This is a genomic window from Streptomyces sp. NBC_01618 (assembly GCF_045209435.1).
Lineage (GTDB): Bacteria > Actinomycetota > Actinomycetes > Streptomycetales > Streptomycetaceae > Streptomyces.
The window spans coordinates 4,922,336-4,945,143 of the sequence record NZ_CP109297.1 but is presented as its reverse complement, the minus strand read 5'-3'; the positions used below and the strand labels follow the sequence as shown (position 1 = coordinate 4,945,143).

General features: G+C 70.2%; 26 protein-coding genes. 14 read left to right on the top strand and 12 right to left on the bottom strand.

Annotated elements, in window-relative coordinates:
* Positions 1 to 114 precede the first annotated feature (114 nt).
* Positions 115 to 1,095 carry a L,D-transpeptidase family protein gene (locus OH735_RS23150; RefSeq protein ID WP_406383424.1) on the top strand — a complete coding sequence of 327 codons (981 nt, stop codon included), beginning with the start codon at positions 115 to 117 and terminating at the stop codon, positions 1,093 to 1,095.
* A gap of 231 nt (positions 1,096 to 1,326) precedes the next feature.
* Here the strand turns inward: OH735_RS23150 and OH735_RS23145 are convergent, their stop codons facing one another.
* The 8 genes from OH735_RS23145 to OH735_RS23110 all read right to left on the bottom strand — a co-directional run bounded on the left by OH735_RS23145 (position 1,327) and on the right by OH735_RS23110 (position 7,652).
* A complete protein-coding gene (locus tag OH735_RS23145; protein ID WP_406383423.1) occupies positions 1,327 to 2,571 on the bottom strand; it encodes a hypothetical protein in 1,245 nt (414 codons plus the stop codon).
* Positions 2,571 to 3,416, bottom strand: coding sequence for an RNA polymerase sigma factor (locus OH735_RS23140; RefSeq protein WP_406383422.1), 846 nt, complete (start codon positions 3,414 to 3,416; stop codon positions 2,571 to 2,573). The genes OH735_RS23145 and OH735_RS23140 overlap by 1 nt, the downstream gene beginning before the upstream one ends.
* A 253-nt stretch (positions 3,417 to 3,669) precedes the next feature.
* Positions 3,670 to 4,464 (bottom strand): hypothetical protein, encoded by a 795-nt coding sequence (locus OH735_RS23135; RefSeq protein WP_406383421.1) that lies wholly within the window; start codon positions 4,462 to 4,464, stop codon positions 3,670 to 3,672.
* Positions 4,461 to 5,090 (bottom strand): RNA polymerase sigma factor, encoded by a 630-nt coding sequence (locus OH735_RS23130; RefSeq protein ID WP_406386696.1) that lies wholly within the window; start codon positions 5,088 to 5,090, stop codon positions 4,461 to 4,463. The genes OH735_RS23135 and OH735_RS23130 overlap by 4 nt, the downstream gene beginning before the upstream one ends.
* 100 nt (positions 5,091 to 5,190) lie before the next feature.
* Positions 5,191 to 5,655: a hypothetical protein gene (locus OH735_RS23125; RefSeq protein ID WP_406386694.1), complete on the bottom strand. Its 465-nt coding sequence runs from the start codon at positions 5,653 to 5,655 to the stop codon at positions 5,191 to 5,193.
* Positions 5,656 to 6,027: 372 nt separating this feature from the next.
* On the bottom strand, positions 6,028 to 6,894 hold the full coding sequence (locus tag OH735_RS23120; RefSeq protein WP_406383420.1) for a hypothetical protein: 867 nt from the start codon (positions 6,892 to 6,894) through the stop codon (positions 6,028 to 6,030).
* 84 nt (positions 6,895 to 6,978) lie between these two features.
* Complete coding sequence (locus OH735_RS23115) at positions 6,979 to 7,425, bottom strand: ATP-binding protein (protein ID WP_406383419.1); 447 nt, start codon at positions 7,423 to 7,425, stop codon at positions 6,979 to 6,981.
* Positions 7,425 to 7,652 (bottom strand): hypothetical protein, encoded by a 228-nt coding sequence (locus tag OH735_RS23110; protein WP_406383417.1) that lies wholly within the window; start codon positions 7,650 to 7,652, stop codon positions 7,425 to 7,427. Before OH735_RS23110 ends, OH735_RS23115 begins: the two co-directional genes overlap by 1 nt.
* 197 nt (positions 7,653 to 7,849) lie before the next feature.
* Here OH735_RS23110 and OH735_RS23105 point away from each other — a divergent pair, with 197 nt between their 5' ends.
* Positions 7,850 to 8,704 (top strand): helix-turn-helix domain-containing protein, encoded by an 855-nt coding sequence (locus OH735_RS23105; protein WP_406383416.1) that lies wholly within the window; start codon positions 7,850 to 7,852, stop codon positions 8,702 to 8,704.
* A complete protein-coding gene (locus tag OH735_RS23100; RefSeq protein WP_406383415.1) occupies positions 8,685 to 8,984 on the top strand; it encodes a DUF397 domain-containing protein in 300 nt (99 codons plus the stop codon). Before OH735_RS23105 ends, OH735_RS23100 begins: the two co-directional genes overlap by 20 nt.
* Positions 8,985 to 9,039: 55 nt before the next feature.
* Here the strand turns inward: OH735_RS23100 and OH735_RS23095 are convergent, their stop codons facing one another.
* A complete protein-coding gene (locus OH735_RS23095) occupies positions 9,040 to 9,621 on the bottom strand; it encodes a hypothetical protein (RefSeq protein ID WP_406383414.1) in 582 nt (193 codons plus the stop codon).
* 177 nt (positions 9,622 to 9,798) lie between these two features.
* Complete coding sequence (locus OH735_RS23090) at positions 9,799 to 11,403, bottom strand: beta-N-acetylhexosaminidase (protein ID WP_406383412.1); 1,605 nt, start codon at positions 11,401 to 11,403, stop codon at positions 9,799 to 9,801.
* 388 nt (positions 11,404 to 11,791) lie between these two features.
* Between OH735_RS23090 and OH735_RS23085 the strand changes: the two genes are divergently transcribed.
* From OH735_RS23085 to OH735_RS23055, 7 genes are all read left to right on the top strand, one after another.
* Positions 11,792 to 12,322, top strand: a complete 531-nt coding sequence (locus tag OH735_RS23085; RefSeq protein ID WP_406386693.1) for a 2-oxo-4-hydroxy-4-carboxy-5-ureidoimidazoline decarboxylase — start codon at positions 11,792 to 11,794, stop codon at positions 12,320 to 12,322.
* A gap of 207 nt (positions 12,323 to 12,529) precedes the next feature.
* The gene (gene sdhC / locus OH735_RS23080; RefSeq protein ID WP_266913134.1) at positions 12,530 to 12,910 is read left to right on the top strand and encodes a succinate dehydrogenase, cytochrome b556 subunit; all 381 of its coding nucleotides are present in this window, start codon (positions 12,530 to 12,532) and stop codon (positions 12,908 to 12,910) included.
* 5 nt (positions 12,911 to 12,915) lie between these two features.
* Positions 12,916 to 13,392, top strand: coding sequence for a succinate dehydrogenase hydrophobic membrane anchor subunit (locus OH735_RS23075; RefSeq protein WP_406383411.1), 477 nt, complete (start codon positions 12,916 to 12,918; stop codon positions 13,390 to 13,392).
* A gap of 29 nt (positions 13,393 to 13,421) precedes the next feature.
* On the top strand, positions 13,422 to 15,176 hold the full coding sequence (gene sdhA, locus OH735_RS23070) for a succinate dehydrogenase flavoprotein subunit (protein WP_406383410.1): 1,755 nt from the start codon (positions 13,422 to 13,424) through the stop codon (positions 15,174 to 15,176).
* Positions 15,176 to 15,943 (top strand): succinate dehydrogenase iron-sulfur subunit, encoded by a 768-nt coding sequence (locus OH735_RS23065; RefSeq protein WP_406383409.1) that lies wholly within the window; start codon positions 15,176 to 15,178, stop codon positions 15,941 to 15,943. Before sdhA ends, OH735_RS23065 begins: the two co-directional genes overlap by 1 nt.
* Positions 15,944 to 16,124: 181 nt before the next feature.
* Complete coding sequence (locus OH735_RS23060) at positions 16,125 to 16,718, top strand: hypothetical protein (protein ID WP_406383408.1); 594 nt, start codon at positions 16,125 to 16,127, stop codon at positions 16,716 to 16,718.
* Between the two features lie 12 nt (positions 16,719 to 16,730).
* Entirely contained in the window at positions 16,731 to 17,543 is an 813-nt protein-coding gene (locus OH735_RS23055; protein WP_406383407.1) for a hypothetical protein, read from the top strand.
* Positions 17,544 to 17,555: 12 nt separating this feature from the next.
* Here the strand turns inward: OH735_RS23055 and OH735_RS23050 are convergent, their stop codons facing one another.
* Complete coding sequence (locus OH735_RS23050; RefSeq protein WP_406383406.1) at positions 17,556 to 18,065, bottom strand: MarR family winged helix-turn-helix transcriptional regulator; 510 nt, start codon at positions 18,063 to 18,065, stop codon at positions 17,556 to 17,558.
* A gap of 89 nt (positions 18,066 to 18,154) precedes the next feature.
* Here OH735_RS23050 and OH735_RS23045 point away from each other — a divergent pair, with 89 nt between their 5' ends.
* From OH735_RS23045 to OH735_RS23030, 4 genes are all read left to right on the top strand, one after another.
* Complete coding sequence (locus OH735_RS23045) at positions 18,155 to 19,381, top strand: MFS transporter (RefSeq protein ID WP_406383404.1); 1,227 nt, start codon at positions 18,155 to 18,157, stop codon at positions 19,379 to 19,381.
* Positions 19,382 to 19,448: 67 nt separating this feature from the next.
* Positions 19,449 to 19,880 carry a hypothetical protein gene (locus OH735_RS23040; RefSeq protein WP_406383403.1) on the top strand — a complete coding sequence of 144 codons (432 nt, stop codon included), beginning with the start codon at positions 19,449 to 19,451 and terminating at the stop codon, positions 19,878 to 19,880.
* Positions 19,881 to 19,887: 7 nt separating this feature from the next.
* The gene (locus OH735_RS23035) at positions 19,888 to 20,316 is read left to right on the top strand and encodes a thiol-disulfide oxidoreductase DCC family protein (RefSeq protein WP_406383401.1); all 429 of its coding nucleotides are present in this window, start codon (positions 19,888 to 19,890) and stop codon (positions 20,314 to 20,316) included.
* Positions 20,317 to 20,339: 23 nt separating this feature from the next.
* Entirely contained in the window at positions 20,340 to 21,179 is an 840-nt protein-coding gene (locus OH735_RS23030; protein WP_406383400.1) for a TetR family transcriptional regulator, read from the top strand.
* On the opposite strand, the gene OH735_RS23025 is transcribed toward OH735_RS23030, so the two are convergent.
* The gene (locus OH735_RS23025) at positions 21,129 to 22,685 is read right to left on the bottom strand and encodes an ABC transporter substrate-binding protein (protein ID WP_406386692.1); all 1,557 of its coding nucleotides are present in this window, start codon (positions 22,683 to 22,685) and stop codon (positions 21,129 to 21,131) included. The two genes, OH735_RS23030 and OH735_RS23025, sit on opposite strands and share 51 nt — an antisense overlap.
* Positions 22,686 to 22,808 lie beyond the last annotated feature (123 nt).

The window sequence follows — 22,808 nt, the reverse complement described above, 5'->3', positions numbered from 1 at the left end:
TCCCGACGGCCCGCGCCGCCGCTCTCCACCATCATGCGCAGGCTTTGGCAACCGGGCAGAGCGGGAATCCGTCCAATGGGACACCGGAGAAACCCGGAGAAGCAGGGGGCCGAGATGATACGCAGCATCAGCGCAGGCGCGTCACGGGGCAGGGCACCGGACGAGGCACCGGGCGAGGCAGCGGGCAGGTTGCCCGGTGGGGCGGCGGGGAAGGTACGGAGCCGGGCGCGGCACGCGGCCACGGCGGCGCTCGCCGTTCTCGCCGTGACCGCCATGGCCGCCACGACCGCCGGCTGCAAGGCTCAGCCCGCCGACGGCGCACCGTCGGCCCCGTCCGCACCGTCCCGGACCACGGCGACCGACGACGCCAAGCCCGCCGGCCGGTCGCCCTCGCCGGACGCGTCGTCTCCGTCGCCGTCCTCGAAGCCCCCCGCCACGCCCGCACCGAAGCCGGACCCGCAGGGCACGAAGCTGATGGCGACCGGCTCCCAGGGCAAGCAGGTACGGGAGCTGCAGGCCCGGCTGCGGCAGATCGGCCACTTCGACCGCTCCCCCACCGGCTACTACGGCACCCTCACGGCCGCCGCCGTCCGGTCCTTCCAGGGCAAGCGCGGCCTCTCCACCACGGGCAGGACGGACACCGTCACCTGGCAGAAGCTGCTCGGCATGACGCACGAGCCGACGGCCGCGGAGCTGAACCCGCCGACCACCGTGCCCGTCGCCAAGCCGGACAAGCGCTGCATGACGGGCCGGGTGCTCTGCATCAGCAAGAACAGCCGGACGCTGTCATGGATGATCGACGGCCGCGTCGTCTCGTCGATGGACGTCCGCTTCGGCTCCCAGTACACCCCGACCCGCGAGGGCACCTTCTCCGTCTACTGGAAGTCGCGGCACCACGTGTCGACGATCTATCACACGGCCATGCCGTACGCGATGTTCTTCAGCGGCGGCCAGGCGGTGCACTACTCGGCGGACTTCGCGGCCCGCGGCTACAACGGCGCCTCGCACGGCTGCGTCAACGTCCGGGACGAGGGAAAGATCGCCTCGCTCTTCGCGCAGGTGAGGACGGGCGACAAGGTCGTCGTCTACGGATAGGGCGGGGGCCCGGCCGGAGGGAAAAAGGGGCGCGGACGGGACCGGGGGAACGTGTCCCGCCCGCGCCATTGCGCTGAGCCGCAGGTACGGGGGGAACCCCGGCTCTTTGCGCTGCCGATGACCAGTCGGCTCATTCATTACTGCGTCACGGTCTCGAAAAACGTCACACCCGGATGTCGCACCTGGATGTCGCACCCGGTGGACGGCGTGAGGGACCGGCGCGTCCGGCTCTCAGCGGAGATGGCGCGTGGCCGCGCCGACCGCGCCGGCCGCCCGGGCCACCGCCGACGGGACGACCGGGGCCGAGATCGAGGCCGACGGAGAAGGCGACAGCGAAGGCGAAGACAACGGCGGGGTGCTGGTGAACAGAACCGGCGGGAGCGTGCGGGATTTCCCGACCTCGTCCCCGTTCGAATCGCCGTCGTCGCCCTGGTCGTCGGCGTTGCCGTTGTCGCCCTGGTCGTCGGCGTTGCCGTTGTCGTCCTGACTGCCCTGGCCGTTCTGGCCGTTCTGGCCGCTGGCGGCTCTGGCGGCGACCTGGTCGCAGAACCGGTCCAGATTGCGGGCGCCCTCCGCCAGCGCTTCGAGCTTCCGCCGGCTGTCGTCGTCCAGCTTGCCGTCGCGGTAGTCGCGACAGGCCTTGAGCGTGTTGGCGTACCACTCGCCGGAGGTGTCGCCACCGGAACCCTTGGGCGTCCTGCCGTTCTCCGTACCGGCCGAGGCCCCGCTTCCGGCGCCGTCGGACTTCCGGTCGTCCTCGCCGCTCCCGCCCTCGTCGCCCTTGCCTGTTCTGCCGCTGTCCCGGCCGTCCGCGGGGGCGGAGGAGTCCGCCGTGGGCACGGAGGGCTCCGGCTCCGGGGATGCGGGGGGCTGCGGGCTCGCGTCGGTGTTGGACCCCGTGTCGAGCTCGTCGGGCGTCGCCGCGACCGAGACGGACGTGGCCGGTGCGGGGGCGTGCTCGCCGAACGGTCCGGGGAGCATCCCGGTGCCCGCGGCCACGGCGACCCCGCCGAGCGCGCAGCCCGCGAAGGAGGCGGCCAGACCGAAGCGGATGGGCCGACTCCAGCGCAGCGGGCGGGTACGGCGGGGGCCCGCGGCCGAGGTGTCCGACACAGTGCCGCCGGAGGCGGGCCGGATGTGTACGGGGCCGAGTACGCCGGTCCGTGGCGGCTCGACCGGCTCGTCGGCGTACCCCGCCGCCTGTGGGCTCGCCGCCTGTGGGTTCGCCGCCTGTGGGTTCGCCGCTTGTGTCCTCGCGCGCGCGGAGTGCGTGGCGGTGCGGAAGGCGGCCAGCGCCGCGGCCTCGCCCGGCAGTTCGCCGGTGGCCGGGCGGGCGGCCCGTGCCGCGGCGTCCAGCGCTGCCGCGAGCATCTCCGCTTCCGTGCACGAGTGGCCGCCGACGGAATCAACCGGTTCGCGGCTGAGCAATCTCTCCGCCGCGTCCTTGTCAAGCCATTCGTAATGCTCGTCGGCCATCACATGTCCTTCTGCGTCGACAGACGCGAATGCGTCACACCGGCCGGCGCCGCCAGACCGTTGCGGGAGAGGCGCTGGGCGGGCACCGCGCCGAGATCCGCCGTCCGTCCTGCCGCGCTCTCGCGGGGGGCGGCCGGATCCGCGGAATCGCCCGCGGGAGCCTGGTCCATGGCGACACCCGTACCGCCGTCGGGGACCGCGCCGTCCGCGCCGTCCCCGACGCCAAAAGCGCCACCAGCGTTGCCCGCACTGTCCGTGCTGTCCGTGCTGTCCGTGCTTCCGGCACTGTCCACACTTTCGGCGCGCAGCAGCTCCGCCAGCCGCTTCAGTCCCCGGTGCGCCGCGGTGCGTACCGCCCCCGGCCGTTTGCCCAGCGTCTGCGCCGCGCTCTTCGCGTCCAGGCCGACAACCACCCGCAGCACCACGGCCTCGGCCTGGTCCTGCGGCAGTTGGGCGATGAGCGACATCGTGCGGCCGGTGGCCAGGGCCTCCATCGCCTCGTCGGCGGTATCGGAATCGGCGGGCCTGTCCGACAGCTCGGACTCGTCGCCGCCGATCGCGGGGCGCCGACCGCGCATCCGCAGATGGTCCAGGGCACGGTTACGGGCTATCCGCGCCGCCCAGCCACGGAAGCGGTCGGCGTCGCCGCTGAACCGGTCGAGGTCCCGCGCTATCTGCAGCCACGACTCGGACGCCACGTCCTCGGCGTCCGACTCCCCCACCAGCGTCCGTATATAGCCCAGCAGCCGCGGCTGCACCGCGCGGTACACAGTACGGAAGGCGTCTTCGTTCCCGTCCTGCGCCGCGAGCACCGCGGCAGTGAGCTCCGCGTCGTCCCCCAGCACTCCCTAAACCTGCCCTGCTGTCCTGAATCGCAGCTGGTCATCACTGCCGCGCCACCCTGCGCGATTCAGCACGCTACGTCCTTCTCGGTGTTCGCGTCCACGGCTTGTACAAGCTGCAACATTCTCCTGACACGGTGCGGTGTGACAGAAAACGCAGCGACGGCGCTGAGAGGAGTACGGGGTCGTCCTACGGCCCCGCGGAAGACGACCGGGGCCTCTCCTGTGGGGGGTGGCGGCCCCGGTCGTCCTCGTTTCAGCCGCCGGCGGCCTTGTCCTTGCCGCCACCGCTCCCGGACCCGCTTCCTCTCGACGGCTCCGGCCCGCCCCACTTCTCCCCGGGCGCGTCCTTCTCCGCCTTCCCCTTCGCGTCCTGGTTGTCCTGGGCGCTCTTCGACTTCCCCGGTGCCGGCTGCCCGGGAAGCCCGTCGCAGTAGGCCGTCACCGCCGCCTCCGACGCATCACCCGCGGCCTCCTCCAGCCGCACGAAGGCGGCCGCGTCCATGGCCTTCCCGCCGACCCGGTCGCCGAGGTACACCTGGCACAGCGCGGCATCGTCCTGTGCCGGTTCGGGCCGGCCGGAACGACGCCCGTCGCCCGGAGCCTGTGTGGCCCCCGGCTCCGTGCCGTCGCCGTCCGTCCGCAGCGACTCCTCGCCGGAAGAACGCCCACCGGGTGTCGCGGAAGAGGTGTGCGCGGGACGTACGGACTCCGCCCCGTGGGGCTTCCCGCCACCGAAAGGCGCCCGGATCGCCCCCGAACCGGCGGCCACTGCCACCCCGCCGAGCATCACCACGGCCACGAAGCCGCCGAACATCACCTTGAACGAGTGCGCGCCGCACCGCCGTTTCGCCGGACGCCAGTCGTCCCGCCGACGCCGCCACCGCACCACCGCGGCGTGCGCGCCCTCGTCCCGCGCGGCCAGGAAGGCGTCGGTCGCGCGCTTCTCGTAGCCGGGGTCGAGCGCCCCGGTACGCCGCGCTGCCGCGAGCAGGGCGGCAAGTTCAGGTGTCTCCGGCTCTTCGGGCGGCCGCTGCGATTCGTGTCTCATTCTTCATGTCCCAGCGTCCGGCTCACCCTGTTTGTCACAGCGCCTGCCGCGCTGCCCGGATACAACTGCTCCGCCAGCCTCTTGAGCCCGCGGTACGCGGACGTACGGACCGCCCCCGCGCGCTTGCCCAGCACCCGCGCCGTCGCGGCACCGTCCAGGCCGACGACCACCCGCAGCAGTACCGCCTCGGCCTGCTCCCGCGGCAGCCTGCCGATGATCTCCAGCGCCGCACGGGTGGAGAGCGACTCCAGCGCCGCGGCGGCCGTGTCGTGGCCGCCGGGCAGCTGGAGCACGTCCTGTTCGATCAAGGTGACAGTGGGCCGCCGCTTCAGCTTCCTCAAGTGGTCGAGCGCACGGTGCCGGGCAATCACCGCCGTCCAGCCGCGAAACCCTGCTCCGTCGCCGCGGAACCGCCCCAGGTCGCGGGCTATCTCCAGCCAGGCGTCGGAGGCCACATCCTCGGCGTCGTCGCCGACCAGTCCGCGTACGTAGCCGAGGAGGCCGGGCTGCACCATCCGGTACGCGACGGCGAAGGCCTCCTCGTCCCCCTTCTGGGCGCGTACGACGGCGTCGTCGAGCTCGGCGTCGTACGCCTCACCGCGGCGCTGCTCCCCACCCGTTCCCAGCACTTCCCTACTCAACGCCCGATACGGCACCGGTCACCGTGCCCACGTCCTGCCGAGTCAGTTCCCTCATGGTCCCTCTGCGTCCGGATCCATGGAAATGTCACAGGTTCCCCGCAGCCGAGAGCTGTCCGCCAGCAGCCTTCCGCTGCGCGGTCCGCCCGTGCAGCAGGAGATACAGCCGCTGCACCGATTCCTCCGCCCCCGACTCGAAGCGGTTGACGACCTTGCCGAGCGGATTCCAGACCCGCCCGTCGGGCATCCGCACACCCACCGCCTGCCGGAACAACTCCCGTTGCACGGCGTCGAAGTCCACCCACGTCCCACCGGCCCTGCGGACGATCACCTCGCCGGTGTACGCGCCGAGCCCCAGCAGGGTCTGGGCGACCCTGTTCCGTTGCGGCTGATCCCGCCGCAGACCGTCGACGACCAGATCGACGAGCCGGAGGCTGGCGACCGAGTAGTCCAGGGGCAGCCGATTGCGCGCCGTGAGCCGGGCGACGAACTCCGATGTGTAGGAGCGCATCACCGCCGCCTCGGGAAACGTTGTCTGCTCGTCGCCGCCCATGATTCCCCTGCCCTTCGCCGTGTCGGCGATCACCGACACTGACCCAGCGCTCAGGGGCCCGGGAACATCACGCGAAAGGCGCTGTGTTCGTTCTCACGGCCACGAACAGGCCGAATCTCTTCGCCGAGCACAACCTTGCCCCCTGCTCGAAGGTCTACTTCCCTTCCCCCTTCCCTCAGCCGATGGCGATACGAGGATGAGCGCCCGGCCTGATCCAGGCCGTGATCCGGTCCATCGTGGCGCATACATCGCCCCGGCAGCCGATCGCGAGCGCCCGCACCTTTCGGGCAAAACCACTGCACAGGGCGATGCCCTCCGGAGCTCCTGGGGAGCTGAGCGCAGCGACCTCCACTGCCGGAACTACGGACCAGGTCAGCGCACGCCGGCCGGAAGCTCGATCTTCCCGTCGAACGTGCCCTGGTTCGCCTGCTGTACGTCCTGCTCGAACGTGATGTTCTGGCCGCCGTAGGGGATCAGGAAGCCGAACTCGAAGCGGTGGCTCTTGATGCGGTACGTCGTCGCGTCCAGGACCAACACCTCCTGCAGGCCGGACAGGGTGAGCTGCGCGTCGTTCACCGGGATGCCGGCTGTGCGGAGCTGCTCGGCAGTGGGGTCGAACTCCCGCACCGCCTTCTTCACCCACGCACGGTCCCGGACGGCTGTCAGCTTCCGCTTGTCGCTGCCGACGCGGAGTTCGACCGTGCCGTCCACCTCGGTCGCCTTCACCTCGTCACCGGTGGCGGCCCGCGCGTACGCCCGGAACTCCTCGATGGCCGCGACCGGGTCCTCGACCTTGTTCCGCATCTCGGGATCGGAGGCGGGCGCGTCCTGCCACGGTGCGCCACCCTTCTTGAGGTACGCCGTGCCGTCGACGACGTAGATCTCCTCGTTCTCCTTGGCCCCCTTGCTGCTGGTGCTGACGCCCTGCGAGTGCAGCGCCTCCGGCGCCATGCCGCGCCGGACCGTGGCCCGGTAGGAGGCAGCGCTCTCCTGGCCCGACAGCGTCAGCCCTTCCCGCCCCTTCACGGAGAACGTCCACGCGCCCTCCTCCGCCATCGCCTTCTCGGCGAGGTCGAGGAAGTCCTGCGGCGACTCGGGCTCGGCAGCGGCGGAAGGCTTCGACGACTCCTTCGTCTCCGAGCTTCCCGGGCTCTTCGAGCTCTTCGACACAGCCGATTCCGACTGCCCGCCCTCGGCGCCGCAAGCGGCGAGCGAGAGGGACAGAGGGAGAAGCAACACAGCGCACCTGAAACGAATTCGCACGTACCTATTCCTTCGTCATGACCACCGAGCCTGCACGGCGGGCGGACTGTACAGCAGCATTCACCTTGCGATCACGCCCACGGACATCCCTGCCGAATCGACCCGAATACCCGCGGAGGGCTCACCGGGAGGCGTGCGGTCGCCGCCCAACACCTCGCACCACACCGTCTTGGTACCGGGGCCCTGCTCCACGCCCCAGCGCAGAGCCAGTGCATCGAGCAGGGTGAGGCCGCGGCCGGTCTCGTCGTCGCCGGCCGCCCTGCACAGGACGGGCAGGGCCCGGGGGTCGGGGTCGGTGACCTCCAATCGCGTACGGTCCTGGTCGCACAAGGCGCGGACCGTTACGGGGACGCCCTCGCCGAGGTGGCGGATGACGTTGGTGATCAGCTCGGTGGCACACAACTGGAGGTCGTCGCAGGGGCCGTCCAGGTACACGCGCAGAGCGCGGCGCACCTCGGGCACGGCCTCGGGGACGGCGAGAAGCTCCAGGATCAGCGGTTCTCGCATCACGCGACTCCCTTGCGCAGCGCGGCGACCAGAGCGCGTGCGGTGGGCAGATTGCAGTTGCCCAGCGTGACGAGCGGCGGAGTGCGGTAGCGGGCGGCGAAGGTCGGCAGGTCGATGCCGAGGGAGGGCAGCGTGACGCCGTGGGCGGCCAGCGCGGCCCGCAGGTCGTTCACGCAGTCCTGCACATCGGCATCCGTACCCGTGCCGCCTTGGGGGTGGTCGTTCATTGGAGTGTCACACCTTCCAGTGCGCTCTGTGACGAATCACTCACACTCTGACGCGTCACGGCCTACCGTGAAAGAACTTCGGCTCCCGGCCGTGAACTGCGCGTACGCCCTTGCGTGTTGGCATCGGCGCGGGAATCCCCGGGACCCGGGCGGACACGCCGTGAAACGGGCGGCAACGACACCAATGGCGGTGAACGATGGGACAGCGCAAGGACATCGACGGGTCGGCAAGCGTCCCCACCTTCTACGGCAAGGAGTTGCGCTGGAAACGGGAGGAGGCCGGGCTGACCCTCCAGCAGCTGGTGGAGGGCAGCTTCTACGGCCCCAGCCACCTCAGCGAGATCGAACGCGGACAGCGCCGCATGCCGGCCGAACTGGCCGAGCACGTGGACCGGGCGCTGGGTACCGACGGTTTCTTCCAGCGCCGCTGCGAGGACGTACGGAAGGCGAAAAGGCGAGGCCACGCCAGCTACTTCGAGCGCGTGCTGGAGGCGGAGAAGCACGCGGAGACCATCGAGGAGTGGTGCCCGACTCTGATTCCCGGCCTGCTGCAGACGGATGCGTACGCGCGTGCGGTGGTCCGGGCGGCGCACCCGCTGGCGCCCGACGACGAGGTGGAGGAGAAGGTCACCGCCCGGATGGCGCGCGCCAGCCTGTTCGAGGACAACCACAAGACCCCGGAATACTGGGCGATCCTGCCCGAGTCGCTGCTGCGCCAGCCGATGCTGCCACCGGATCAGGCGGCCGAACAGCTGGAGCGCATCGCGGCGCTGGCAACGCGCCGCCGGATCGTTCCACAGATCCTTCCGTGGAACTGCGGGCCGCATCCCCTCATGCTGGGCACGGCCAAGATCATGACCTTCCCCGACGCCCCGCCCCTGGTCTACACGGAGGCGCAGTACAGCGGTGACACCATCGACGATCCGGCCCTCGTGAAGCAGTACCGCAAGGCATACGATCGGCTCAGGGCCGCCGCACTGCCGCCGGAGGCGTCCCTCGCCCTGATCGAGCAAGCGGCTGAGGATGACCGAAATGGCAAGCAACGGGATTGACTTGAGCACCGCCCGCTGGCGCAAGAGCAGCTACAGCAACGGCGACGGCGGGGACTGCGTGGAGGTCGCCGAGGCCTTCCCCGGCGCCGCCCGCTGGCGCAAGAGCAGCCACAGCAACGGCGACGGCGGGAACTGCGTGGAGGTCGCCGACGGCCTCGCGGGCGTCGTCCCCGTCCGCGACTCCAAGCTCTCCCACGGCCCGGTCCTCACGGTCACGGCCCCCGCCTGGACGTCGTTCGTCACGTCCCTCAAGGACACGCCCGGCCGGCGATCTGCGTAAGACCGACCCGAGGGGCTCCAGCCCTGTGCGGAGCCTTTACGCGGAGCCTTTCGGATCACGCCCGGCCGCGGGCCTGGCGTGACACCACCGCGCGCAGGACCCGGCGGCCTTCGGTCGACAGGTCGAGCACCCGGCGCAGGGCCGCACCGCCGCCGACCGTGCCCGTGGTCTCCGCGAGGGTCTCCAGGATCTGGATCTGGCGGCGCAGTTCACCGGTGACCAGTGGGCCGCCACCACCCGGGTCGCCCGTACGGCAGCGCCGCAGCAGGTCCGTGTCGTCGGCGGTCGTGTCACCGCCCGGCGTGTCGAACTGCTGGTGGATCTCCAGCGCGGCGAGCGAGCAGGCGTCCGCCCACTCCCGCAGTCCGGGCGCCGCCCGGTCCACGGGGGCCTCGCCCAGCAGCTTCCGGATCTGCGGCGCCGCCCCGTCCGTATCGGCAGCGGCGTCCAGCGCGGCGCGGACCTCCGCGAGGCGGTCCGGCCATCCGGAGCCGTCCGCGCAGCCGGCCCAGAGCGGGCGCACCGGATCCGGGTCGAAGCCCTCGGCGGGCCGTGGCAGGCAGCGGTCGAGGCAGGCGACCGCGCTCGCGGCGAGCCCCCGTTCGTCGGCGGCGGCGATCAGTTCCAGCAGGCTCATCGGCGTCTCCCGTCGGCCGCGTCCCCGTGCGTGCACGGGGACGCGGCACTTCCAGTTACCGCATTCAGCGCCGGATGGCTCAAAAGCGTCACCCCGGAGGCCGAATAGCATCGCTCAGTGGGCGCGCGCCCCGGTGCTCACTGTGCGCCCAGCGGATACACGCCGAGGGCCGCCCGCTCAGCCCGCCCCGTCGATCCGCGCGGCGAGCGCCCGGAACTGGTCCCAGCTCAGCCCCGGCTTCCGCGGGTCCCACAGCTTCTGGCTGATCGCCCGCAGCGGCATCCGGATGCCCTGCGCCACCTGGGCCTGGGTCTGCGCGTTCGGGAGGTCGCCCCAGACCGCGAACCGGCCGCCGAGGATCTGGCCGGAGTAGCCCGCCGGGACGGGCCGGGTGCCGCGCAGGACGAGCGGGGTCCACTGTTCGTAGATCCGCTTGCCCGTGGGGTAGACGAAGTTGTTGGGCTGGCCGAGTACGTAGTAGAGGAACTCGTCGTTGAGGTTCACCACGCGCCGTCCCTCGCGCAGATACTCCTCCGGCGGCCGGGCACCGTACTCCCTGCCCGTCCAGTACTCGACCTCGATGTCCTTGTCGGCGTGGACGACTCCGTCGCGGAAGAAGCCGTCGTTCCACGCCTTGGGCCGCTTGCCGTGCGGACGCACCACCGCCGCGCGGTCGTTGAGCCAGCCGGTGGCGAGGTCCTTGATGCCGGCCCGCGGTCCGTACTTCTGCTGGGCGGCGCGTTGCAGCTGCGGGTACGAGGCGGCCGGGTCACGGGCCATCAGCGCGAGGTATTCGTCGGCGCCGAGATGCCAGTAGCGGCCGCCGAACAGCTCGGTGAACTCGCCGAGGAGTTCGTCGATGAGCTTCGCCGCCCCCGGGTTGGAGATGTCGAGCGATCCGGGCGAGCGCACACCCGACACGTTGCGCAGCTGGAGGTCGGGGTGGGCCCGCAGGACCGCGCCCAGATGGCCGGGGGAGTCGAGCTCGGGGACGACCTGGATGTGCAGCCGGCCCGCGAGGCCGAGGATCTGCCGCACCTCCGCCTTGGTGAGGTGCTGCGGCGACACCACCTCGGGGTGGGTGTCGGACTGGATCCGGAACGCCTGGTCGTCGGAGAAGTGCAGGCCGAGCTGGTTGAGCTTGAGGTCGGCCATCTCGCGCAGCCGGTCCTCGATCCACGCGACGCTGTAGTACTTGCGCGCGATGTCGAGGTTGAGGCCGCGCTGCGGCCGGTCGGGGCGGTCGCGCACCTCGCCCTCGGGCATGGCGCCATCGGCGCGCACGGACTGTTTCAGGGTGCGGGTTCCGTAGAAGGCACCGGCCTGGTCGGGTCCGCTGATCGTGACCCGCCCGTCGTGGGTCCTGAGGGTGTACGACTCGGGGGTGCCCTTGCCCGGGGTGAGGGCCAGCTCCACGTCACCCGCGCGGGCGGCGACATCACCCCGGTAGTGGATCTTCAGCTCCTGGGCGAGCAGTTGCCCCTCGTCCGCGAGCGACCCGCTGCCGGGCGCGATGACGACCCCGGCGGCCGGGCCGGGCCGCCAGCCGGGGCCGCGGGCGGCGATGTGCTCGCGTACGGCGGGGATGGTGCGGGGCGGGGTGGAGAGCGGGTAGCTGCGGGTCGGCGAGGGGGCGGCCGAGGAGCCCGAGGGGGTGCGGGCCCCCGACTCCCCCGCGGGTCCGTTGTCGGAACTTTCCGGCCAGACGACGACGGCGATCGTCGCGGCGGCCGCCGCGGTGAGGACCGCACCGGCCACAAAAGTGCCGCGTGAGGGCGACATCGGTCAGAAACCTCCGACATGTGGGGGCAGATGGAACAGAGGCGAACAGAGCAGTCATAACCGAAATGAGGGAGTAAGCAGGGCATTCTCCTCGGCTCGCGGTCCCTCAGGCGTTCCGAAACTCTCCCGTCCGGGTGAAGTTCGCGTATCCGACGGACGGCCGTTCCCCGGCCTCGCTAGCTTTGAGGCACATTCACCTCTCCCTTCACCCTGCAACCCTTCTTTCACTCCGCAGCTCTCTTTCCACTCCGCCACTCTCCCTTCACCCTGCATCCGCCTGGCTCACCCGTCCCGTCCCACTCCGGACTCCAGGTTCACCGATGCCGCTGATTCGAGGAGCCCCACGCTGTCCAGGTCCAGCGAGTCCCACGCCGGCCTCCCGAAGCGACTGAGGCAACCGGCCACCCGCACGGCCCTACCCGTCCAGACCTCCGGAGCGGCGCAGGACCGGGCCGCGCTCCCGGGCCTCGACCGCTTCAACACCGCGCCGGCCGCCGAGGCCGAGGCAGCCCTGCTGAAGTGCTCCGGCAGCCGCCGCTGGGCCTGCCGGCTGGCCGCCCACCGCCCGTACCCGGACCTCGACGCGCTGCTGGCCGCCGCCGACGAGGCGGGCTACGACCTGTCCCCCACGGATCTCGCCGAGGCGCTCGCCGCCGAGGTCTCCCCCGGACTGCACCACGCCGCGCCGCGCTCCGCCCATCTCGCGCTGCGGGCCGCGCACGCCGCGTACGAGTGCCGCTTCGGCCATGTCTTCGTGATCTGCCTGGACAGCTTCGAGCCCGCCGAACAGCCGGACCAGGTGCTCGCCGGAATCCGGGCCAGGCTGGGCCACGACCCCGACCAGGAGCGGGTGGTCACCGCGGAGGAGATGCGGCGACTCGCCCGGGGCCGCATCATCGAGCTGATATCGGGTTCATAACGGAACGGGGCCGGTCAGCGGTGTTCACCGGTCCGCTATAGCCCGTCCGTGGCAGTTTGATTGCCACTTTGATCACACCAGAGGCCCCCGCGCGATCGAACCGACAAAGCGTCGCTACGATGGCCAGGGCCGGTGGACCGTACCCGGCCGGGTCAGACCGACAGTCAAGCCGGCCGACCCCAATCCCCGCTCCCGGAGGGTTCTTCCGTGCCGGCTGGAACGCTGTACCGCGGCCGGGAAGGCATGTGGTCCTGGGTGGCTCATCGAGTCACCGGTGTCCTCATTTTCTTCTTCCTGTTCGTACACGTCCTGGACACCGCTCTCGTCCGCGTCTCCCCCGAGGCATACGACGACGTCGTGGCCACGTACAAGACGCCGATCGTCGCGCTCCTCGAATACGGCCTCGTGGCCGCCATTCTCTTCCACGCGCTGAACGGTCTTCGCATCGTCGCCGTGGACTTCTGGGCCAAGGGCCCGCGCTACCAGAAGCAGATGCTCTGGTCCGTCGTGGGCATCTGGATCGTGCTGATGGTCGGGGCTCTGTACCCGGTCCTCGGTCACGCCGTACGCGCAGTCTTCGGGAGCTGAGGCCAATGTCCACCGAGTCCTCCGCCGCGATCGGCTCCGTCGAGGGCGTCTCCCTCTACGACGTCGAGAACCCGGCCCCGGTCATCGAGCCGCCGCGCACGCGGACCGGCAAGACCCCGAAGGGTTCGCGCACCAATTTCGAGATGTACGCCTGGCTCTTCATGCGCCTGTCGGGCATCGTCCTGGTCGTCCTGGTCCTGGGCCACCTGCTGATCCAGCTCGTGCTGGACGGCGGTGTCTCCAAGATCGGCTTCGCCTTCGTGGCGGGCCGCTGGGCCTCGCCGTTCTGGCAGCTCTGGGACCTGGCGATGCTGTGGCTGGCCATGCTGCACGGCGCCAACGGCCTCCGTACGGTCATCAACGACTACGCCGAACGGGACAACACCCGCTTCTGGCTGAAGATGCTGCTGTACACCGCCACGGTGTTCACCGTCCTGCTGGGCACGCTGGTGATCTTCACCTTCGACCCGAACATCCGCTAGGCGCCGGGCCAGAGGGACCAGAGGAAATCATGCAGATCCACAAGTACGACACCGTCATCGTCGGCGCCGGCGGCGCCGGTATGCGCGCGGCCATCGAGTCCACGAAGCGCAGCCGTACCGCCGTGCTCACGAAGCTCTACCCCACCCGCTCCCACACGGGCGCCGCGCAGGGCGGCATGGCCGCCGCGCTCGCCAACGTGGAGGAGGACAACTGGGAGTGGCACACCTTCGACACGATCAAGGGCGGCGACTACCTGGTCGACCAGGACGCCGCCGAGATCCTCGCGAAGGAGGCCATCGACTCCGTTCTCGACCTGGAGAAGATGGGCCTGCCGTTCAACCGCACGCCCGAGGGCAAGATCGACCAGCGCCGCTTCGGCGGCCACAGCCGTAACCACGGCGAGGCCCCGGTCCGCCGGTCCTGCTACGCCTCGGACCGCACCGGCCACATGATCCTCCAGACGCTGTACCAGAACTGCGTCAAGGAGGGCGTGGAGTTCTTCAACGAGTTCTACGTCCTGGACCTCCTGCTCCAGGAGGTCGACGGCGTCAAGAAGTCCGCGGGCGTCGTCGCGTACGAGCTGGCGACCGGCGAGATCCACGTCTTCCAGGCGAAGGCGATCATCTTCGCCTCCGGCGGCACCGGCAAGTTCTTCAAGGTGACGTCGAACGCGCACACCCTGACCGGTGACGGCCAGGCCGCCGCCTGGCGCCGCGGCCTGCCGCTGGAGGACATGGAGTTCTTCCAGTTCCACCCGACGGGCATCTGGCGCATGGGCATCCTGCTGACGGAGGGCGCCCGCGGTGAGGGCGGCATCCTCCGCAACAAGGACGGCGAGCGCTTCATGGAGAAGTACGCGCCCGTCATGAAGGACCTCGCGTCCCGTGACGTCGTGTCCCGCTCCATCTACACGGAGATCCGTGAGGGCCGTGGCTGCGGTCCCGAGGGCGACCACGTCTACCTCGACCTCACGCACCTGCCGCCGGAGCAGCTCGACGCCAAGCTCCCTGACATCACCGAGTTCGCGCGTACGTACCTCGGCATCGAGCCCTACACGGACCCGATCCCGATCCAGCCGACCGCGCACTACGCCATGGGCGGCATCCCGACCAACGTCGATGGCGAGGTGCTGGCCGACAACACCACCGTCGTGCCGGGCCTGTACGCCGCCGGTGAGGTCGCGTGCGTCTCCGTGCACGGTGCCAACCGGCTGGGCACGAACTCGCTGCTCGACATCAACGTCTTCGGACGCCGCTCGGGCATCGGTGCCGCCGAGTACTCCGCGAAGAACGACTTCGTCGAGCTTCCCGAGAACCCGGCGCAGATGGTCGAGGAACAGATCGAGCGGCTGCGCAACTCGACGGGCACCGAGCGGGTCGCCACGATCCGTCAGGAGCTGCAGGAGTGCATGGACGCCAATGTGATGGTGTTCCGCACCGAGCAGACCATCAAGACGGCCGTCGACAAGATCGCCGAGCTGCGCAAGCGCTACCTCGACGTGTCCATCCAGGACAAGGGCAAGCGGTTCAACACGGACCTCCTGGAGGCCGTCGAGCTGGGCAACCTGCTCGACCTGGCCGAGGTCATGGCGACCTCCGCGCTGGCCCGCAAGGAGTCCCGCGGCGGTCACTACCGCGAGGACTACCCGAACCGCGACGACGTCAACTTCATGCGCCACACCATGGCGTACCGCGAGGTCGCGGCCGACGGCACCGAGTCGATCCGGCTCGACTACAAGCCGGTCGTCCAGACCCGCTACCAGCCGATGGAGCGTAAGTACTGATGGCTACCCCGACGATGGAAAAGGCCGGCCAGGCCGAGGCGGGCTTCGCCGACTCCCCGTACATCACGGCCACCTTCCGGATCCGCCGGTTCAACCCCGAGGTCTCCGACGAGGCCCAGTGGCAGGACTTCCAGATCTCGATCGACCCGAAGGAGCGTGTTCTCGACGCCCTTCACAAGATCAAGTGGGAGCTGGACGGCACCCTGACCTTCCGGCGCTCCTGCGCGCACGGCATCTGCGGCTCCGACGCGATGCGGATCAACGGCAAGAACAGGCTCGCCTGCAAGACGCTGATCAAGGACCTGAGCCCGGAGAAGCCGATCACGGTCGAGGCCATCAAGGGCCTCACGGTCCTCAAGGACCTCGTGGTCGACATGGACCCGTTCTTCCAGGCCTACCGCGATGTCATGCCCTTCCTCATCACCAAGGGGAACGAGCCGACCCGCGAGCGTCTGCAGTCCGCCGAGGACCGCGAGCGCTTCGACGACACCACCAAGTGCATCCTGTGCGCCGCGTGCACGTCCTCGTGCCCGGTGTTCTGGAACGACGGCCAGTACTTCGGCCCGGCGGCGATCGTCAACGCGCACCGCTTCATCTTCGACTCGCGCGACGAGGGCGGCGAGCAGCGCCTGGAGATCCTGAACGACCGTGACGGGGTGTGGCGTTGCCGCACCACCTTCAACTGCACGGACGCCTGCCCGCGTGGCATCGAGGTCACGAAGGCGATCCAGGAGGTCAAGCGGGCGCTGATCACGCGCCGCTTCTGACCGCCACTGACGCACCAGTCGCATCCGGGGCCCCGTTTTCCGCACGAACCGTGCGGAAAACGGGGCCTCTTGCTGCGCCGTCCGGGTCTTGACGGTACGGTCATGCGGAACCGGACACCGGTTCGCCGCCCCCGGCGCAACAAGGCCCGGGGCGCGCAGGCTTGATCGAAAGCGGGGAACGTTGAGCGATCCGAATCCGTACGCGGACGACTCATACAAGTGGGGGCCTCCCCAGCAGCCGGGCCATCCGCCCACCGTCGCGGACGGCCGACCGCACGGACAGCCCGGCCCGGGCACTCCCGCCTACGGCTACCCGCAGCAGCCCGATCCGGCGGCCCGGCCCGGATACGGCTATCCCCCGGAGCAGGCGGGGCAGCCGACCATGCCGGGTTACGGCTACCCGCAGCAGCCGGGCCTGCCGCCCGGCGGGGGCGCGCCGATGCTGGCGTTCGGCGACATCACCGTCATGAACGACCAGATCGTGACACCGGCCGGCACGATGCCGCTCAAGGGCGCGGTGTGGACGGCCACGGACCTGTCACGCACCGAGGAGAAGATCCCGACGGTCGCGATCGTGCTCGCGATCGTCTTCGCGCTGCTCTGCCTGGTCGGTCTGCTCTTCCTCCTGATGAAGGAGAAGAAGACGACCGGCTACATCCAGGTCTCGGTGACCAGCGGCGGCAGGCACCACTCGACGATGATCCCGGCGATGGGCCCGGAGACCTTCCAGATGGTGATGGCCCAGATCAACACGGCCCGCTCGATGAGCATCTGAGGGACCGCAGAGATGTCCCGCCTCCGGCACACCGTCACAGTCGTGGCGCTGGACCGCGACCTGCTCCACACGTACGCCGGGCTGGTCTGCGACCTCGTCGAGTCCACCCGGGCCCGGGGCCGTGACATAGTGCTGCCCGACGGGCGGGCCCTGTACGGCCTGAGCCTGGTCAAGGGACACCATCTCGCACCGGGTGCCCGTTACGAGCCCCTCGGCACCGACACCGAGGGGCTGGAGGCGACGGTGATACGGGAGTGGCGGCGCACCGGTGCGCTCGCCATGGAGCAGCTGATGTGGTCACCGGACCTCAGCACGCAGCTGGACGTGCGGCTGCGCACCCCCGAGCGCCCCGTCTCGCTGGAGATCGAGGGGCTGTTGCGGGGCCCGGAGGGGTCGGGTTCGCTGCGCCGCCTGTCGGGGCTGGCGACGCTCGACCTCGCCGCCTGGTGGGCGGCTGCCGCGCTCGTGCCGGGCGCGCCCGCCGTGGCACGAGCTCCGGCGGTGGCGCGGCTGAAACACCGGCTGGGAGTTGCTCAGTTGCACCTGAGGCCGCGGCCGGCCGAGGCGGGCCGGTGGCACGTCGATGTCACGCTGACCCTGCGCGGCCGGTGGCTGCTCCGGCCGGTCGCCGCGTTCGCGCTGCTGCTCGCGGGCATGCCGCTACGGCGCGGCTTCCGGTCGTCGGTGGAGCGGGCGGCCGAGCAGTGGGACGAGGCGCTCGGCCGCGTACGGGCGATGGATCTCGACGAACTCCGGGCGGAGCTGGCCGATTACGTGGTCAAGGGCCCGGAGGACGAGACCGGCGAGGGGCGCAAAACCGGCTGAGCGCCCGGCGCCTCAGTTCCGCCCGGCGCCACCCCGGTCCTCGGCGACCAGCATGATGCGTCGCAGCATGTCGTTGAGCAGCGCACGTTCGCCCTTGTCGAGGGTGCCGAGCAGCCGGTACTCCTCGTGGCCGAGGACGTCCATAGCGCCCAGCCAGGTCGAGCGGCCCTCGTCGGTGAGTTCCACATCGACCCGTCGGCGGTCGGCGGTGGACGGCGTACGGCGGACGAAGCCGCGCCGTTCGAGGGCGTCCAGCCGGCCGGTGACGGAGGCGGGCGCGAGGTCGAGGTCGGCGGCGAGTTCGGAGGGGGCCGCCTTCCCGCCGCGTCCGGCCAGCTTGTGGAGCGTGTCGAACTCCTGGCGGTCCAGCTCGAAGTCGGCCAGGGACTGTTCGCGTACCCGGCGCAGATGGACGGAGAGTTTCTTCATCCGGGTCACCGCACCCTCGATGTCGGGATCGAGGTGGGGAAGGACGGGCTTCCAGCGCTCCACATGTCCGTCGGTCCAGTCGCGTCGCTCCATGGGGAAAGCGTACGCCCGATGACCAAAGACGCTTCGGTACCAAATATTTTGATTGACGAATAATTCGGTACCGAAATAGATTGCGCCGCATGCCACATCCCTTGCGCACGCGCGCCTTCCGCCTGCTCTTCATCGGACGCTCCCTCTCCCTCCTCGGCGACGCCGCCATCCCCACCGCCCTCTCCCTGGCCGTCTACCTGGCCACCGGCTCCACCGGAGCACTCGCCCTGGTCCTGGGCTGCGCGATGATCCCCAAGCTGCTCCTGCTGCCACTGGGCGGCGTGGTGGGCGACCGCTTCAACGCCCGTACGGTCGCGCTCACCACGGACCTCGTACGGTGCGTCACCCAGCTCTTCGTCGGCGCGGAACTGCTCGGCGGCTCCCCCGCGCTCTGGCAGATCGCCCTCGCCGAGGCGATCGGCGGCGCCGCCGGGGCGTTCGCGATGCCGACCGTCTCCCCACTGATCCGCGGCACGGTGACGGAGTCGGGGCTGCTGCGCGCCAACTCCCTGATGGCGGTGGTGAACAGCGCGACGCGGATCGGCGGCCCGGCCCTCGCCGGAGCCCTGATCCTCACGGCGGGACCGGGCTGGGCCTTCGTGCTGGACGGCGCGAGCTTCGCGGTCAGCGCGGCGCTGCTGGCCGCCATGAAGGTCCGTCACGTACCCATCCCCCGGCGCTCCCTGCTCACCGACCTCAAGGAGGGCTGGGGCGAGGTCAGGGGCCGCGACTGGTACTGGACGAGCCTGATCGCCCACGCCGTATGGAACGGGGCGGCGGCCGTCCTGATGACCGTGGGCCCGGCGCTCTTCGTCCACGAGCTGGGCGGCAAGGGCGTCTGGGTCGCCCTCCTCCAGACCGGCGCGGTCGGCCTGCTCCTCGGCTCCCTCCTGGCCGACCGGGCCCGCCCCCGCCGCCCGGTCCTGATCGCCAATCTGGGCCTCGCCACGTACGCCCTCCCGCTCGGCCTCCTCGCCGCCCACGCGCCCGTCGCCGTGACCATCACCGCGTACGGCATCGCCCAGGCCGGCCTCGGCTTCCTCAACCCGGTCTGGGAGACCTCGGTCCAGTCCGCCGTACCCCCGCACGCGCTCGCCCGCGTGACCTCGTACGACTGGCTGCTCTCCCTCGGCGCGATGCCGCTCGGCTACGCCCTGGCCCCGCTCGCCGCCTCGGCCTGGGGCGCCGAAGTCCCCCTGGCCATAGCCGCGGTGGCGGTCGGCGCGGCCTGTCTGGCGACGGCGGCGGTGCCCGGCGTACGGCGCTTCGGCACACCCGGCAAGCAGGCGGAACGGGCCACCGAGGCACTGACTTGAACATGTTCAAAGACGGGTCTACAGTCCATGACAACAGCTTTTGAACGCGTTCAAGGGAGGGTGGGGCATGGACCTCACTGTTGTCGCGTACGTCATCTACCTACTGATCAGCGTCGCGCTCACCGTCTGGGTCGCGCGCACGCTCAGCCGCAACGGCAGGGTGTTCCTCGCCGATGTGCTGCACGGGAACGAAAAGCTCGCCGATGCCGTCAACCACCTGCTGGTGGTCGGCTTCTACCTGGTCAACCTGGGCTTCGTCACCCTCTACCTGAGGAACGACGACGGCGTCACCAATGCCCGCGGGCTCTTCGAGGCGCTCTCGGTGAAGCTCGGCGTGGTCCTGCTCGTCCTCGGCCTGCTGCACCTCGGTAACGTCTACGTGCTCAACAAGATCCGCCGCCGCGGTCTGATGGAGCGTGAGCAGACCCCGCCCGTGCCGCCGCAGGGCTGGACGGGGCCGGGCAACGGTCCGTGGGCCGCACCCGCCGCCAAGGCCTGAGGCCGCCATGACGACCGGAACCGGCGGGCAGCGACTGTCCGTCGAACGGCTCACGGTGCTGTACGACGCGCAGTGCTCGCTCTGCGTCCACCTGCGCCAGTGGCTGCTGAAGCAGCGTCAGCTCGTCCCGCTCGACCTCGTCCCGGCCGCCTCCGAGGAGGCACGCCGCCGCTTCCCCGGGCTCGACCACGCCGGGACGCTGGAGGAGATCACGGTGATCGGCGACGGAGGGCAGATCTACCTCGGGACCGACGCGTGGATCGTCTGCCTCTGGGCGCTGGCCGAACACCGGCCCAGGTCCCACTGGCTGACCACCCCGGCGGGCCGCCCGTTCGCCCGGGCGACCGTGCTCGCCGCCGCGAAGTACCGCTCGCTGACCGCGGCGCCGTGCGGGGACGGGGACGGCGCCTGTACGGTCCCCGGAGCCGGCGACTGACCGGGGCGGATACCCTCGGGGCTGTGGTGAAGGAAGCGAAGGACGTGAAGGAAGTCAAGACTCCCAAGAGCGAGCAGACCCGCACACTCATCCTCGAAACCGCGCTCCGGCTCTTCCAGGAACGCGGCTACGACAAGACGACGATGCGGGCGATCGCCCAGGAGGCCGGCGTCTCCGTCGGGAACGCCTACTACTACTTCACGAACAAGGAACACCTCGTCCAGGGCTTCTACGACCGGCTCGCCGCCGAACACGCAGCGGCAGTGCAGCCGGTCCTGGACGGCGACAAGGACCTCGCGGTGCGGATGCGCGGGGTCCTGCTCACGTGGCTGGACGTGGCGGAGCCGTACCACCGCTTCGCCGCCCAGTTCTTCAAGAACGCCGCCGACCCGGAGAGCCCGCTCAGCCCGTTCTCGGCGGAATCGGTCGCGGCCCGCGAGGCGGCGATCTCCATCCACCGGCGGTGCCTGGCCGGTTCCGACACCAAGACCGACCCCGAACTGGCCGAGCTGCTGCCGCAGTTGATGTGGCTGATACAGATGGGCCTGGTGCTGTACTGGGTGTACGACCGGACCGAGCACACCGAACGCAGCCGCCGCCTGGTCGAGCGCGCCGCCCCGATCGGTGCCCGCGCCATCGCGCTCTCCCGGTTCCGGGTACTGCGGCCGCTGGTGCGGCAGATTCACGAGGTGCTGGAGGAGTTCCTGCCCGGCGCCGCGCAGCGTCCGGCCCGAAAGGCGCCCGACCCGAAGACACCCGACCCGAAGACGCCGGACCCGACGGGCGTCGGGTCCGGCCGGGCAGGCGGGCCGTCAGAGCCGCCTCAGCTCCCACAGCCGCCAGATGCCGGTGCCGTCCGATAGGTACTGCGAACCGGAGACATCGGTCGTGCTGACGACGTAGTCCTTCTTCTGCCACAGCGGCACCAGCGGCACGTCCTCGCCGACGAGCGCCTGGAGCTCCTTGTAGTCCATCGAGGTACGGCTGCGGTCGCTGTACTGGAGCGTGGCGCTGATCAGGGCGTCGATCTTCTTGCTGGAGTAGCCGTTGTGGAGGCTGCTGTCGCGGCCGACCAGCGGCTGGCTGAAGGTGTCGGGGTCCGGGTAGTCGGGGAGCCAGCCGACGGTGTACGCGTCGAACTTGCCGGCCGCGTACTCCTTCTGGAACTTCTTCCACTCGACGGGCTTGGCCGAGACCTTGAACAGTCCGGTCGCCTCCAGCTGGCGGCGCAACTCCTCGGTCTCCTTCTCGTACGTCTCGTCGCCGCCGCGGTAGCCGAAGGTGAAGTGCAGCGGCGTCTGGACGCCGGCCTCCTGCATCAGCTTCTTGGCGCGCGCGGTGTCGGGCTCGGGGTAGGCATCGAAGAACGGTGTGCTGTGCCCGATGTAGCCCTGCGGGATCAGCGAGTAGAGCGGTTCGATCGTGCTCTTGTAGATGTCGGTCACCAGCGGTCCGCGGTCGATGATCGAGGCGATGGCCTGCCGGACCTTCTTGTCGGCGAACGGGGTACCGGCGCGGACGTTGAAGACGAGGTTGCGGATCTCGGCGCTGTCCGCCTCGGTGACGCGCAGGTCGGGATCGCCCGGGTTCAGCTCGGCGAGTGTGGCCGGCGGCAGCTGGCGGTGGGTCACATCGACCTGCCCGGACTTCCAGGCCGCCAGAAGCGCCTCCGACTCCTTGAAGTAGCGCACGGTGACCGGAACGCCGGTCTTCGTCAGCGCGCCCCTGTACAGGGGGTTGGGGACGAACGCGGCGACGGCGCCGGGCCGGTACGACTTCAGGATGTACGGCCCCGAGCCGTCGACGCTGTTCCCGGACCGGAGCTTGTCCGCCGGGTACATCTCGCGGTCGACGATCGAACCGGCTCCCGTGGCGAGCTTCTGCGGGAAGGTCGCGTCACGCTTGGACAGGTTGAAGGTGACGGTCCGGCCGTCGGCCACCACGTTCTTGAGGCTCGGGAACAGGACCCACGGACCGACATCCGTCTTGATCCTGACCATGCGCTCGATGGAGTACTTGACATCGGCGGCGGTGATCTTCCGGCCGTTGGAGAAGGACAGGTCGTCACGCAGCTTGCACTGGTACGTCTGGAGCTTCAGGCCGATGAACCCGCAGCTCTCGGCGGCGTCGAGCTCGGGGACGGTCGCCCCGGACTTGAACGTCAGGAGGGACTGGTACACATTGCTGTACATCGCCCAGGAACCGGCGTCGTACGCACCCGCCGGGTCCAGCGAGGTGACTTCGTCCGTCGTGCCGACCGCGATCGGGTTCTTGTTCACCTCGCCCGAGGGAAGCAGCTGCCAGGCGACCACGCCTGCGATGACCAAAACCGCGAAAATCGCGAGAATCCATGTTCGGATCGACCGCATTGCCGTGCTCTCCCTTACCAGCCCCACCTCGGCGTTGCGCTCATATACGCACATCACCGCATGCTCGCGCTCAGCCAATCACACGATTTTCACATCTGGAAGAGCAAATCAGGGACTCATAGC

Bases quoted from the DNA above. Each gene is read 5' to 3' on its own strand.
- OH735_RS23150 (WP_406383424.1), top strand. From the start codon at position 115: ATGATACGCAGCATCAGCGCAGGCGCGTCACGGGGCAGGGCACCGGAC.
- OH735_RS23145 (WP_406383423.1), bottom strand. From the start codon at position 2,571: ATGGCCGACGAGCATTACGAATGGCTTGACAAGGACGCGGCGGAGAGA.
- OH735_RS23135 (WP_406383421.1), bottom strand. From the start codon at position 4,464: ATGAGACACGAATCGCAGCGGCCGCCCGAAGAGCCGGAGACACCTGAA.
- OH735_RS23125 (WP_406386694.1), bottom strand. From the start codon at position 5,655: ATGGGCGGCGACGAGCAGACAACGTTTCCCGAGGCGGCGGTGATGCGC.
- OH735_RS23115 (WP_406383419.1), bottom strand. From the start codon at position 7,425: ATGCGAGAACCGCTGATCCTGGAGCTTCTCGCCGTCCCCGAGGCCGTG.
- OH735_RS23110 (WP_406383417.1), bottom strand. From the start codon at position 7,652: ATGAACGACCACCCCCAAGGCGGCACGGGTACGGATGCCGATGTGCAG.
- OH735_RS23105 (WP_406383416.1), top strand. From the start codon at position 7,850: ATGGGACAGCGCAAGGACATCGACGGGTCGGCAAGCGTCCCCACCTTC.
- OH735_RS23100 (WP_406383415.1), top strand. From the start codon at position 8,685: ATGGCAAGCAACGGGATTGACTTGAGCACCGCCCGCTGGCGCAAGAGC.
- OH735_RS23095 (WP_406383414.1), bottom strand. From the start codon at position 9,621: ATGAGCCTGCTGGAACTGATCGCCGCCGCCGACGAACGGGGGCTCGCC.
- OH735_RS23090 (WP_406383412.1), bottom strand. From the start codon at position 11,403: ATGTCGCCCTCACGCGGCACTTTTGTGGCCGGTGCGGTCCTCACCGCG.
- OH735_RS23075 (WP_406383411.1), top strand. From the start codon at position 12,916: ATGTCCACCGAGTCCTCCGCCGCGATCGGCTCCGTCGAGGGCGTCTCC.
- sdhA (WP_406383410.1), top strand. From the start codon at position 13,422: ATGCAGATCCACAAGTACGACACCGTCATCGTCGGCGCCGGCGGCGCC.
- OH735_RS23065 (WP_406383409.1), top strand. From the start codon at position 15,176: ATGGCTACCCCGACGATGGAAAAGGCCGGCCAGGCCGAGGCGGGCTTC.
- OH735_RS23055 (WP_406383407.1), top strand. From the start codon at position 16,731: ATGTCCCGCCTCCGGCACACCGTCACAGTCGTGGCGCTGGACCGCGAC.
- OH735_RS23050 (WP_406383406.1), bottom strand. From the start codon at position 18,065: ATGGAGCGACGCGACTGGACCGACGGACATGTGGAGCGCTGGAAGCCC.
- OH735_RS23045 (WP_406383404.1), top strand. From the start codon at position 18,155: ATGCCACATCCCTTGCGCACGCGCGCCTTCCGCCTGCTCTTCATCGGA.
- OH735_RS23040 (WP_406383403.1), top strand. From the start codon at position 19,449: ATGGACCTCACTGTTGTCGCGTACGTCATCTACCTACTGATCAGCGTC.
- OH735_RS23035 (WP_406383401.1), top strand. From the start codon at position 19,888: ATGACGACCGGAACCGGCGGGCAGCGACTGTCCGTCGAACGGCTCACG.
- OH735_RS23025 (WP_406386692.1), bottom strand. From the start codon at position 22,685: ATGCGGTCGATCCGAACATGGATTCTCGCGATTTTCGCGGTTTTGGTC.